Genomic DNA, 12213 nt, shown 5'->3' on the forward strand with positions numbered 1-12213 from the left:
GAGCGTCGCGTATTATTATTTCAGGATGAAAAGCCTCCCATGAAAAAAAGAATTCTGCCCATTCTGGCGTATACCGTTTTTGTCGCAGTTATTTCAGCGCTGATTACGACAGCCTGGATCCATTACCTTGTACGCAACCAAACCAGCGATGACGGACAACAGGTTCTGACGTCGCTGTCGGCGGATAAATTAGCCAAAAGTCCGATTACGGATGGGCAAGATATTATTGAAATCTTCTCATACGGTTGTCATTACTGTGCATTAAACGAAAAGAATGTTGAGGCGCTGGAAAAACGTATGCCAGCGGGCAAGAAACTGGTTCGTCTGCACTTCAGCCTGGATAATCAGGGCGGACTGGCGCGCTTTGCACCGGTATTTGCCACATTACAGGTGATGGGCATTGAAGAAGCCCACCGTGAAAGCGCCTATGACGCGGTCATGAAAAATCACATTGATTTAGGTGATCCGGCAAAACGAGATGCGTGGCTGGCAGAGAATAAGATTGATGTCGATGAATACCATAAAGTCAGTCAGTCGGCAGAAGTCAAAGACCTGCTCGATTATATGACCCGCGTTTCACAGTATTACGACATTAATGCGACCCCGACCTTTATTGTGGCCAAAAAATGGGTAGCGATTCAGGATCGTGATTTTCCGTCATTCTCTGACAAATTACTTTCTATTTTGAAGAATGATCAGGCGCCGGAGAAATAATGAAATTCGTTGCCCTGTGGTGCGCGCTGTTTTGGAAAAACCTCACCGTCAGATGTCAGTGGTTTTTGTATAAACTCCGGCTTACTGGCTACAGGGCGCATTGTTTATTATTCCGGCACATGCATTATCGCGTTATTTTTGCCTTGTCCCACGTCAGCCGCTTTTTAGGGCTGACAGGGCGTGATGTGAAGTTACGGGCGGCGGTCGCGCAGTCTAACCGTCAGTGTCTGATGAATGACAATCAGAAATTTGATTATATCTGGCTGACCCAGCGGCGACAGCTGCTGATTCAGGCGGTGACCTACGGACAGAACCGCCGTGCATTACGTGAGCTGGCTGACTGTTCGGCCAGGCTCAATGCGGTGGTCGAGCCGCTGCAACGCGCCGGTCAGCCGGTGATCCTCGCGCCATTACACATGGTGTCGGACGTACTCAGTACCATGGTCGGTGCCGCGGCGTTTCCGGGTAAAGCGACAGTCATTACCTCGCGCAGCGCGGATGCGCATTCCGCAGCAGAACGGCAACTGGGCGGCGTTGATCTGACCTATTGTTCGATACATGAAGATAATAAAAACATTGCCGGGAATCTGATGACGTCGGTCATGGAGGCCGCCGATAACCAGCGGAATATTATTTTATTCCCGGATATCACGCCTGATTTCACGCAGTACGCGAGTAAAGACAAAGCTGAGAAATTATCCTGCCGGATATTTGGTCGTCCCGCCAGTTTACACAGCGGTATTATCCGGCTGGCACGAATGATGTCTGCGAAGGTGATTTTTTATCATCTTTATTATGACAAAGGGTTAAATATCGTTATTCATGACCCGGTCAGTGCTAAAGAATTAAAAGAAAAAATGCCGCGCATTATTGAACAAAGTATTCGTGAACATTCAACCGACTGGATGCTGTGGCATTCACATTCGTTATTTTTTATTAATGAATGAAAACCCATCCGCAACAGCGCAGCGATATTACTGAAAAGAACAGGGCGTTTTAAGGTATCGATTATGGATAATATTATTCCTAAGCTGGTTTATCAGGCAGAAACGAACGAATGCGCGCTGGCCTGTGTTTCTATGCTGGCGGAAACTCAGGGCATCAGCGCACCGCTTGAAGCGTTACGCGAACGTTTCCCGACATCGTCTCACGGCACCGCGCTGTCGGCCCTGTGCGACATCTTATCTGAGCTGGCGATCCCGGCGTATCCGGTGGCGTTTGATTTCGATGAGCTGGCAGAACTGCCATTACCGGCCATTTTGCACTACGGTGCCAGTCACTATGTCCTGCTGGCCTATCGTCAGGGCAGCTATGTCTGCGTGATGAATCCGGCGATTGGCGAACAGCTTCTGCCGGTTGCCGCGCTCAAATCTGAAATCAGCGGTTACGCGGTGGTGCTCGATCAGGAGGCGCCGCGCACTGCGCAGACAGCAGAAAAACAACCGCGCACGCGTCGTTTCCGTGCGCTCGAATGCATGAGCCTGAAACAAACGGCGGCGATCCCCGGTATTTACAAGCTGATGTTGCTGGCATTTCTGGTGTCACTGACCTTGTTCATCATGCCGGTAATGGTCAGCTCGGCAATCAACAACGTTTTCTCTTCCGGCGGCAAAACCGAATTCCCGTATTTCTATTATCTGCTGGCCTTCGTGGTCTCGACGCTGCTGGCGTTTATTGTGCGCAGCGTGACCGAGCGGTTTATCAAACGTTTTGTCGTGATGCAAAGCGTCAGCGGTTTTGCCCGGTTGCTGAACAACACGCTTTCGTTCTTTGAGAAGCGCAGCCCCGGCGAAATCTACAGCCGTTTCTCCAGCTGGCAGATGGCGGCGGCGCAAAAAATCGAGCTGGATAACGGCCTGCGTGTGGACTGGGTGGTCGGTGTGATTGCGCTGGCAGTGATGTGCTATATCAGCCCGCTGCTGGCCGGCATTTCCGCCATCGGCGTCACGCTGATGGGGCTGGTCAGCGTCTGGGCGATTTTCCGCGACCGCCATTACACCCAGCAGATTCAGGTAAAGAGTGCAGAACAAAGCGACTTCCTGCTGGAAACGATTCAGGGTTTCGCCACGCTCAAATCCGCCGGGCTGAACAGCCAGCGTCAGGCGGCATTCGCCGGATATGCGCTGTCGCTGTTTGACTGCCGCCAGAAACAGAAAGTGTACGAGCAGGTGAAAAGCAGTCTGTATCAGCTGATTGGCAGCCTCGAGATGGTGTTCTTTATGCTGCTGGCGCTGCCGTTGCTGAAAGATAACCGGATTTCACTGGGTGAATTCTTCGCCTACAGCTTTGTGCGCCAGATTTTTACCGCTTACATCACGCAGATTTTCTTCTCTGTGCTGCAAAAGAACCAGCTGCACGTGATTGATACCCGCGCCGCCGATCTGTTCCCGCCGGTCAGGGAAGAGGCCGCCGGTGACGTGCTGCCGCCTGTCCGCTTCAGCCAGCAGCTCAGCTACCGGGCACTTCAGTTTGCTTACGATCCCGGTAAACCGGTGCTGGATCACGTGTCGCTGACGGTGCGTCAGGGCGAAACGCTGGCGATTGTCGGTGAGTCGGGCGCGGGGAAAAGTACGCTGCTGAAAGTCATTACAGGGCTTATCGAGCCTCAGGGCGGAGAAATCCTGGCCGACGGACACCCGGTCAGCAGCCGTCAGGCACAGAAGCTGTTCTTCCTGCAAAGTCAGGAGGACATCCTGTTCAATACCAGCGTTCTGCAAAACATCACGCTGTTTGATCGTGAACACGACGCGCAAAAACAGCTGCGTATCGATAAGTCGCTGCGCGGGCTGAACCTGACGGAGGTGATCGACCGTCTGCCAGGCAAACAAAACGCGCTGATCCGTGAAAGCCATCCCGCGCTGTCGCTGGGGCAACGCCAGCGTCTGATGCTGGCGCGTGCGATGTACAGCGATTGTCCGGTGATGGTGCTGGATGAGCCGACGGCCAATCTCGATGAAGAAACGGCGCAGCAGGTGATGCAAACCCTGATCAGCCATTGCCGTGAATACGGGAAAACCCTGATCACCGTGACGCACAGTGAAACCGCGCTGTCCCTGTTTGACCGGGTCTGTGTGATGAGAAATGGCCGCGTAGCGGCGACAACGGGGGCTGTGATTTCCGTTATCACTCCGCAGGGAGAACCGGCGTGAGTAACTCAGTCAGACACATCGCCGCCGGACGCCGCAAGGTCATTTATACGCTGATCATTGTGTTGTTGATCCTGCTGGCCGGGGCTGCGTACGGCATACACCGCATGATGTCCGGCACCGTCGCGCCGCAGGTTTCGCAGGCTATCGGCCGCGGGGATATCGAAAAAACCGTACTGGCGACCGGTATCCTCAAGCCTTCCGCGCAGGTCAACGTCGGTGCGCAGGTCAACGGTCAGTTGAAAAAACTGTATGTCCGTGCGGGCGATCGCGTTACCAAAGGCCAGTTACTGGCGGAAATCGACCCGACGCTGCAACAGAGCGAACTGCGCAAATCCGAGGCGGAACTCGACAGTGCCGTGGCGCAAAAACAGGCGTCGCTGTACACGCTCAGGCAATATCAGCTGGAGCTGAAACGTCAGTTACAGATGGATCGCGACGGCTCAGGCACCAAAAGTAATCTCGAGCAGGCGCAGGCTAAAGTCGATACCCAGAAAGCGCAAATCAAAGTCAACGAAGCGCAGATTGTGCAGGCGCAGATGGCGCTGGAAACAGCGAAAGCCAATCTGGGTTATACGCGGATCCTCGCACCGGTGGACGGACAGGTGCTGGGCATCGTCACCAAAGAAGGGCAAACCGTGGTCTCCTCGCAGACCGCGCCGACCATTCTGGTGCTCGCCAACGTCGATACCATGACCGTGCAAACCCGTATCTCAGAAACCGACATCCTGAAAGTGCATCCCGGCCAGCCGCTGTGGTTTTACGTGGTCGCCGATCCCAAACATCGTTATCAGAGCGTCATGGGCACCTTGCAGGACGCGCCAAACGACGCCTTACAGGATGAAAGCACCAGCAGCCAGACTCAACAACCTTCTGCCGTCTATTACAACGGCGTGTTCAGCGTGCCGAACCCCGGTCATTTGCTGCGCACCTCAATGACCGCGCAGGTCTTTATCATCACCGAACAGGCTAAAAATGTGCTGCGTCTGCCGGTGATGGCGCTGGGTCAGCCACTGGGCGATGACCGGTATCAGGTGCAGGTGGTGAACGGCGATAAGACCGAACCACGGGTGATCCGTGCGGGCATCAATGACCGTCAGTTTGTCGAAGTGAAAGACGGGTTGCGCGAAGGTGAGCAGGTGGTGGTGATGCAAAATGAGGCTGTGACGGCAAATGGCTAATTCTCCGGTCATCGAACTTTCGCATATCTCCCGCCGTTTTGGTGAGGGCAACGCTGCCGTCACGGTGCTCAAAGACATTTCCCTGCGCGTCAATGCCGGGGAAATGCTGGCGATTATCGGCGCGTCCGGTTCGGGTAAATCGACGCTGATGAACATTCTCGGTTGTCTGGATAAGCCGTCGGAAGGCGAAATGCGCATTATGGATGTGCCTGCGCATGTGGCGACCAGCGAACAACTGGCGCAATTGCGCAGCCAGTATCTGGGCTTTATTTTTCAGCGCTATCACCTGATGCCGTATCTCACGGCCCTCGAAAACGTCACCATTCCGGCGCTGTATACCGACATGCCCGCGGCGGCGCGTCAGGCGCGGGCGGAACATTTGCTTAACCGGTTAGGCCTTGGCAACCGCATGAATTACCGGCCTGCGCAGCTTTCCGGCGGGCAACAGCAACGCGTCAGCATTGCGCGGGCACTGATGAACGGTGCGCCGGTGATCCTCGCCGATGAACCGACCGGCGCGCTCGACAGCACCAGCGGTCAGGAGCTGATGGCGATTTTGCATGGCCTGCATCAGGCGGGGCATACGCTGATTATCGTCACCCACGACCGCAGCATTGCCGAACAGTGCCAGCGTATTGTCGAAATCCACGACGGCGAGATTGTCGCGGATCGCATCAATCCGGTGATGCAGCAGGGCAAATCTCAGGGGTTACCGGCCATTGCCGCCACCGGACGCACGCCGCTGTGGCAGAGCCTGAAAGAAGCGGTGCGCATGGCGTGGCGTTCCCTGCTCGGGCACCGGATCCGCGCTTTTCTTTCCATGCTCGGCATCATTATCGGCATCTCTTCGGTGGTGTCCTCAATGGCGGTGGGCGAGGGCGCGCGGCAGAGCATTCTCAGCCAGATAAGCCAGCTTGGTACCAGCACCATCGAAATTCAGCCCGGTCTGGGCTGGGATAAACCGCGTCCTGATTTTGAACGTTCCCTGACGCTGGAAGACGTGGATTTGCTCGGCAGACAGCCGTACATCGACAGCCTGTCGCCGGTGGTGAGCAAAACCGTCATGGCGATCCGTGGCGGTAAGCAGGTGCTGGTGTCGTTGTCGGGCGTCAGTAACGGATTCTTCCGTGTGCAGGGGCTGAATTTTATAGCCGGAAACCGTTTTACGCCGCGCGATCTCGATGACCGCGAACCGGTGGTGATCATCGACCCGAATGTGCGCAGCACGCTGTTTCCCGGACAGGATCCGCTGGGCGAAATTATCCAGCTTTCCGGCGTGCCTTACCGGGTGATCGGCGTGGCGGATAAAAAAGGGCCGAAGTACATCGGCGAGCAGCTCGGCGCGTGGATCCCTTACACCTCGCTGCTCGAGCGCATGTCGGGGGATACGCCGCTGCAATCCATCACCCTGCGCATTGCCGACGGTTACCCGACGGATGTCGCCCAGCGCAACGTCGAACAACTGCTTGATGCGTCGCATGGTAAACGCGATTTCTTCACCATGACCAATGATCAGCTGACGAAAACCATCCGTAAAACGTCGGAATCCATGACGTTACTGATCACCGCAATTGCCGGAATTTCGCTGCTGGTGGGCGGTGTGGGCGTGATGAACATCATGCTGGTGTCGGTGACGGAAAGAACGCACGAGATTGGCATTCGTCTGTCGGTTGGCGCACGTCCGGCGGACATCATGCGTCAGTTCCTGATTGAGGCGGTGGTGATTTGTACCCTCGGCGGTCTGACCGGCATTGTCGGATCCGGCGTGGCGGGGCTGATTTTTTCTCAGGTTACGCAGGAATTCACCATGATTTTCACCTGGCCGCCGATCCTATTAGCCTGCGGTTTCTCGGCGCTTATCGGACTCGGCTTCGGCTTTTTCCCGGCACGCAACGCCGCGCGTTTGCATCCGACAGAGGCGCTGGCACGCGAATGAACAAACTGAATTTACTCTCAATGGCGGTGATGACGTTACTGCTGACCGGCTGTGGTCAGGCGCTGAAAAGCGAATACCAGCGGCCGATGCTGTCAGTTCCGCCAACCTGGCGCGTGCAGGATACCGGCGAAGGCGTGGCGAAATTTTCTCCGCACTGGTGGGATAACTTTGATGACCCGCAGTTGTCACGGCTGATTGTTTCCGCATTGCAAAGCAATAACGATCTGGCGCTGGCGGGCATTAAACTGCGGCAGGCGCTGCTGACGGCGGGACTCTCAGATCTGAATCAGACCCCTGATTTCTCCGCCAGTGCATCGGCCAGCAACACCAAAAATATGCGCCGCGACACCACGCCGGTCGAAAGTTACGCAAACTCACTGTCGGCCTCTTATGAGCTGGAGCTGTGGGGAAAACTGGCGCGCACCCGTGAGCAGTCCGACTGGCTGGCAAAAGCCTCGGAACAGGATTTGCAGGCCACGGCGCTGACGCTCATTGGCACGACTTCACAGCTTTACTGGCAGATTGCCAGCCTCAATCAGCAGATCAGTAATTTGCAGCAAAGCCTGGCGATTGCCCGGGAAACGCAGGTGATGGTGACCTCGCGCTGGAAGGCCGGTGATCTCGGTCAGCTGGATTATTTGCAGGCACAGCAAACGGTTTTGAGCCGCGAAAACAACCTGCGCGATTTGTATCAACAGCGCGATGAAAACCGTAATGCACTGGCGATTTTACTCAGCCGCCCGCCGGGGCAATACCCTGCGGAGCGTCAGTCGCTGGATATTCATCAGAGCGTGCCGGTGGCGCAGCGTTTACCGCTTGACGTGATCGCCAGAAGGCCGGATGTACAGTCGGCTGAACTGAATCTGCGTGCGGCGCTGGCCGGTTCGGACGTCGCCCGGCTGAGCTTTTATCCGTCGCTGACGCTCAATGCGTCGCTGAATGCCGGGGCTTCGGTGTTTCAGCAATGGTTCAGCAATCCGGCCAGAACGCTCGGTTCTGCGCTCGACCTGCCGTTTATCGAATGGAACAAAGTGCGGCTGACCGTTGAACAATCCGGTCTGGATGTGCAAACCGCGGCGATTCAGTTCCGCAGCGCGTCCTACAGCGCGTTGCAGGATATCGACAATGCCATGTCGCAGCGCCTGACCTATCAGCAGGAAAAACAGCGACAGCTGCAAGATCTGGCATTAAGTCAGCAGCGGCTGGCACTGGTGGAAAGCCAGTATCGCCACGGTTCGGTGGTGTATCAGACGCTGCTCGACGCGCAGAACACCTTGCTGGACAGCCAGAACACGCTGGTCACCACGCAATATAACTATCTGTATTCCACGATGAAACTCTGGCTGGCGCTGGGTGGCGGGGAAGACAACACATTGAGTCAACAAGGATAAAGCATGCAAAAGGATGTTTTACAGACGGCTGATACGCCGCGTCGGGTGGTCGTGACCGGTTATGGGGCGGTGACCCCGCTGGGGGTGAACTCCGCCGAAAGCTGGGCCGCGATCATGGATTACACCCCCGGCTACCGCTACTGCGACAAATCAGCTGCGGGGATTAAATCCCGTTTTTACGGCCTGATTGATCATGAACCTTCGCTCAAAGGCGTGCCTGCGGCAATCCGTCGCCGCCTGCCGCGTTATGCACGGCTGACGCTGGCGTCTGCGCGGGAAGCCATGCAGATGGCGTTTGGCGATGACAAACCGGAGCAACATTACGATTTGCGCGACTGCGGCGTCATTATGGGCACCGGCTGGGCGGGGCAGGATGAAACTCAGCTGCATTACGAAGACTATCTGCGTACCGGTATGGGATCTCCTTTTGGCTGCTTTTTCTCCATGCCGAATTCCGCCACGGCGGCAGTCAGTTTGCTGTGGGGATTGCGTGGCTATCAGAACACGCCGGTGGCGGCCTGTGCGACCGGAACCATGGCGGTCGGCGACGCTTTCGAACTGATCCGCAATGGCCGGGCCGGCATGATGCTGGCGGGCGCGGGAGAATCACTGCGTTCTGATTCGGCGGTATGGAATATTGACGTGCTGGGCGCGCTGGCCAGTGAACAAGAAGAGATCACCCGCGCCTGTTGCCCGTTCAGCCTGCATCGCAACGGTTTTGTGCTCAGCGAAGGTGCGGCGGTGCTGTGTCTGGAAGAACGGGAATCGGCCCTGGCGCGCGGCGCAAACATTCTCGGTGAGATCCTGGGTTACGGCAATTTCTCGGATGCCTTTGATTTTACCGCACCGGCTGAAGACAAAATTGCGCGGGTGCAAACTATCCGCCATGCGCTGGCGCAGGCCGGTATTGCCGCCAGCGATCTGGATTATATCAATGCGCACGGCACCTCTACGCCGCTCAACGATCTCAACGAAACTGAAGCGATCAAGATTGCGCTGGGCGAAACGGCGGCTTACGCCACGCCGTGCTCCAGCACCAAATCCTATACCGGACATCTGATCGCGGCGGCAGGCAGTTTTGAATCCATCGTCTGCCTGCAGGCGCTTGCGCATCAGATCATGCCCGCGACCTGCCATCTTGATGCGCCCGATCCGGCGTGCGATCTGGATTACGTCGCCAACGTGCATCGCCCGGCGGTACTGAACACCACGCTGAATCTGAGTTTCGGTTTCGGCGGGGCGAACGCCGCGCTGGTGATCGGAATGGGGAAATAATGCTGGCGGGTGACACTCTGCGTTACAGCCTGTCGGATGCCGAACGCTGGGCGGCATTTTCCGGTGATTACAATCCGATCCATTTTGACGCGGCTGAGGCGCGGCGTCTTGGTCTGACCGGATTATGCGTTCACGGAATGCGCGCAATGCTGGATATGAAACTGGTACTGACTACTTCGCAGGAAAAGCATGGGTTAACGGCAGACGGACTGATGTTCACCAGCCGTCTGCGCGAACCGGTGTTGTGCGACACGCCGTATCAGCTGCCGGTGCGCGAAACGCTGCGTGATGACGGGGTGCAGCTGAGCGCAAGCTTGCGTCATGCACAGACACAGCAGGCCAGCATCAGCAGCAAACTGACACCGACGAAGGCACTGGTGCTGTCGCCGCACACGCCGGGGAATACGCTGGCCGCGCAGGAACTGGCAACGCTGCATACTCAGTTTCTGGCTGTCGGCAGCCCGGTGGTGCCGGCGTGGAGCTTTCTCGACGCGGTGCTGTTTCGCCAGATGGTGAATGCCCCGCAGACGCTGGAAACCGTGCACAGTCTTTTACCGTCGCTTCAGGCGACCCGCCTGAGTGACGTTTTTACTCTGGTACAGGTGGTGCAGACGCATCATGAAACGCATTTTTCCCCGCGATTACTGACGCAGACAGGGCAGGGACAGCGTTTCGGCGCGATAGATTACGCCATCCGGCCGACGCTGGTTATGGGCGAAAAACAGCGCGGGCTGGTGCTGCTGGCAGGCATTCAGGCATGGCAGGCCGGTGAACCGCTGATGTCCGTCGCGGTCACGCTGAAAACCGGACCGCTGACGGAATAGCACACTGATTTTTTCATAATAAACAAAGACAACTGACTCACTTAAAGGAATAAAACATGGCGAATTATGATGAGGTTTACAGCAAGGTTTGCGAGATGCTGTGTGACGCGAAGGATCTGGAGCAGGAAGATCTCACCCCGGACATGCCGTTGTATCAGCTCAAACTCGACAGCCTGGATTACGTTGAACTGATGGTGCTGGCGAAGAAAGAGTTTGGCGTCACCATCGAGGCTGATTTGTTCGTCGATAACGTCAACATTACGCTGCGTGAGCTGTGCCAGTATCTCAGCGAAAAAGCCACTAAGCCATGAATGACGTCATGGGAAATCAATGGATTCTGGTCACCGGTGGCAGCCGGGGGATCGGACGCGCCGCCGTGCAGCGTCTGGCGAAAGAATGGAATGTGGTGTTTACCTGGTGTCAGGGCGAAAGCGCCGCCCGCGAGGTGGAACTGGCCTGCGTGGGGTTGCCCGGCCGGGTCGAAAGCCATCAGTGCGACGGGCGTGATGAGCAGGCGGTTACGCGTCTGGCCACTGACCTGCTGGCACGCTACGGCGCGCCGCACGCCATGGTACACAATGCGGGTATCACGCTTGATGCGCTGCATATTCACCAGAATGCGGATAACTGGCGCAACGTCATGGACACCAATTTAAACGCCATTTTCTACTGGAACAGCCAGTTACTCGAACCGATGATGATGCAGGGCGGGGGTTCGGTGGTAATGATGTCGTCGGTGACCAGCATAAAGGGTAACAGTGGCCAGAGCGCTTATGCGGCGAGTAAGGCTGCGATGATCGGCCTGGCGCGGACGTTATCGGTTGAACTGGGGCGCTTTAACGTCCGGGTTAACTGCCTGCTGCCTGGCTATATCGACACCGAAATCCTCGCGGATATGCCTAAAGACAAGCTGGTTGCACTGCGTAAAACCATTCCGATGAAACGTTTCGGAAAGGTGGACGAAGTGGCAGGCGCGGTGGCGTGGCTGGTCGGTGAAGACAGCAGGTACATGACCGGACAATCTCTCATTCTGGACGGTGGTCTTTCCGCCTGATCCCCCCCTTATCGTCTGCCTGACCCAAACAGGACGCATTGCGTCCTGTTTTTTTATTTTCGCACTGTCTCAGGTTCTTCCTGCTTTGCCTGTCCCCGAACATAGACGGTATAAAAACGACTTTTGGCGACCAGATCACCGTATATTTGGCACAACGTTCGGATGTTCTGCTTTTCCCCTGAAATAAAATCCCCGCCCGCGATAAAAATGCTTAAAAGGCCTCAGAAATTTCCTTGTAAAAAATTCCGGCCACAGGCAGGATAAAACGCCTCCGAAGTGCCGAAAATGAGAGAGTATTAAAGGGTAAACGCGAAAAAATGCCCTGCTGATTGTCACGGTCGCGACAGGTTAAATATAATTCACAACAGTTTAAAAAGGGTGAATTATTTTAAATCACGCCTCCGTTGTGGCGAATGTGATATAAACTTAATTGTCAGTGCTGATAAGCATAATGCGTTGGTTTTTATTTTATTTGATGACGTTGGGTTTAGGACGTATATTGAAAATGAGTGAATTAATTTTACAGGTATCACTTTAAGGAGGGCTTGAAACACACAGGGTTATTAAAACCCCTGTTATTAAACGACGAATTAATGAACCGCTGTGCAGCAGGCGATCACTAATTCCATTTTCGGAAAGTGTTGAATGATGAGTGCCACTGAAATCAATACTTATCCGGGACGACATGAACA

The 12213-nt window shown here is 55.5% G+C and carries 10 protein-coding genes; all 10 read left to right on the top strand.

Features of this window, described 5'->3' with window-relative positions; genetic code table 11:
- Positions 1-39: 39 nt before the first annotated feature.
- The 10 genes from EDF78_RS24545 (at position 40) to EDF78_RS24590 (ending at position 11521) form a co-directional block, all read left to right on the top strand.
- Positions 40-714 (top strand): DsbA family protein, encoded by a 675-nt coding sequence (locus EDF78_RS24545; RefSeq protein WP_095922323.1) that lies wholly within the window; start codon positions 40-42, stop codon positions 712-714.
- Positions 715-833: 119 nt separating this feature from the next.
- Positions 834-1661 carry an ABC transporter gene (locus tag EDF78_RS24550; protein WP_243839488.1) on the top strand — a complete coding sequence of 276 codons (828 nt, stop codon included), beginning with the start codon at positions 834-836 and terminating at the stop codon, positions 1659-1661.
- 63 nt (positions 1662-1724) lie between these two features.
- A complete protein-coding gene (locus EDF78_RS24555; RefSeq protein ID WP_133824151.1) occupies positions 1725-3863 on the top strand; it encodes an ATP-binding cassette domain-containing protein in 2139 nt (712 codons plus the stop codon).
- A 65-nt stretch (positions 3864-3928) separates the two neighbouring features.
- Positions 3929-5041 (top strand): efflux RND transporter periplasmic adaptor subunit, encoded by a 1113-nt coding sequence (locus EDF78_RS24560; RefSeq protein ID WP_233432911.1) that lies wholly within the window; start codon positions 3929-3931, stop codon positions 5039-5041.
- The gene (locus tag EDF78_RS24565; RefSeq protein ID WP_095922320.1) at positions 5034-6977 is read left to right on the top strand and encodes an ABC transporter permease; all 1944 of its coding nucleotides are present in this window, start codon (positions 5034-5036) and stop codon (positions 6975-6977) included. Before EDF78_RS24560 ends, EDF78_RS24565 begins: the two co-directional genes overlap by 8 nt.
- Positions 6974-8368, top strand: a complete 1395-nt coding sequence (locus EDF78_RS24570; RefSeq protein WP_133824152.1) for an efflux transporter outer membrane subunit — start codon at positions 6974-6976, stop codon at positions 8366-8368. The genes EDF78_RS24565 and EDF78_RS24570 overlap by 4 nt, the downstream gene beginning before the upstream one ends.
- Positions 8369-8371: 3 nt before the next feature.
- Positions 8372-9643, top strand: a complete 1272-nt coding sequence (locus EDF78_RS24575) for a beta-ketoacyl-[acyl-carrier-protein] synthase family protein (RefSeq protein ID WP_133824153.1) — start codon at positions 8372-8374, stop codon at positions 9641-9643.
- Positions 9643-10467, top strand: coding sequence for a MaoC/PaaZ C-terminal domain-containing protein (locus EDF78_RS24580; protein ID WP_131694388.1), 825 nt, complete (start codon positions 9643-9645; stop codon positions 10465-10467). The genes EDF78_RS24575 and EDF78_RS24580 overlap by 1 nt, the downstream gene beginning before the upstream one ends.
- Before the next feature lie 56 nt (positions 10468-10523).
- Positions 10524-10778 carry an acyl carrier protein gene (locus EDF78_RS24585; protein WP_095922316.1) on the top strand — a complete coding sequence of 85 codons (255 nt, stop codon included), beginning with the start codon at positions 10524-10526 and terminating at the stop codon, positions 10776-10778.
- Positions 10779-10786: 8 nt separating this feature from the next.
- A complete protein-coding gene (locus tag EDF78_RS24590) occupies positions 10787-11521 on the top strand; it encodes an SDR family oxidoreductase (RefSeq protein WP_133824154.1) in 735 nt (244 codons plus the stop codon).
- The last annotated feature ends 692 nt before the right edge of the window (positions 11522-12213 follow it).

It is taken from the genome of Rahnella sp. BIGb0236 (assembly GCF_004364755.1).
GTDB lineage: Bacteria > Pseudomonadota > Gammaproteobacteria > Enterobacterales > Enterobacteriaceae > Rahnella > Rahnella victoriana.

Bases quoted from the DNA above. Each gene is read 5' to 3' on its own strand.
- EDF78_RS24565 (WP_095922320.1), top strand. From the start codon at position 5,034: ATGGCTAATTCTCCGGTCATCGAACTTTCGCATATCTCCCGCCGTTTT.
- EDF78_RS24590 (WP_133824154.1), top strand. From the start codon at position 10,787: ATGGGAAATCAATGGATTCTGGTCACCGGTGGCAGCCGGGGGATCGGA.
- EDF78_RS24585 (WP_095922316.1), top strand. From the start codon at position 10,524: ATGGCGAATTATGATGAGGTTTACAGCAAGGTTTGCGAGATGCTGTGT.
- EDF78_RS24570 (WP_133824152.1), top strand. From the start codon at position 6,974: ATGAACAAACTGAATTTACTCTCAATGGCGGTGATGACGTTACTGCTG.
- EDF78_RS24550 (WP_243839488.1), top strand. From the start codon at position 834: ATGCATTATCGCGTTATTTTTGCCTTGTCCCACGTCAGCCGCTTTTTA.
- EDF78_RS24575 (WP_133824153.1), top strand. From the start codon at position 8,372: ATGCAAAAGGATGTTTTACAGACGGCTGATACGCCGCGTCGGGTGGTC.
- EDF78_RS24555 (WP_133824151.1), top strand. From the start codon at position 1,725: ATGGATAATATTATTCCTAAGCTGGTTTATCAGGCAGAAACGAACGAA.
- EDF78_RS24545 (WP_095922323.1), top strand. From the start codon at position 40: ATGAAAAAAAGAATTCTGCCCATTCTGGCGTATACCGTTTTTGTCGCA.
- EDF78_RS24580 (WP_131694388.1), top strand. From the start codon at position 9,643: ATGCTGGCGGGTGACACTCTGCGTTACAGCCTGTCGGATGCCGAACGC.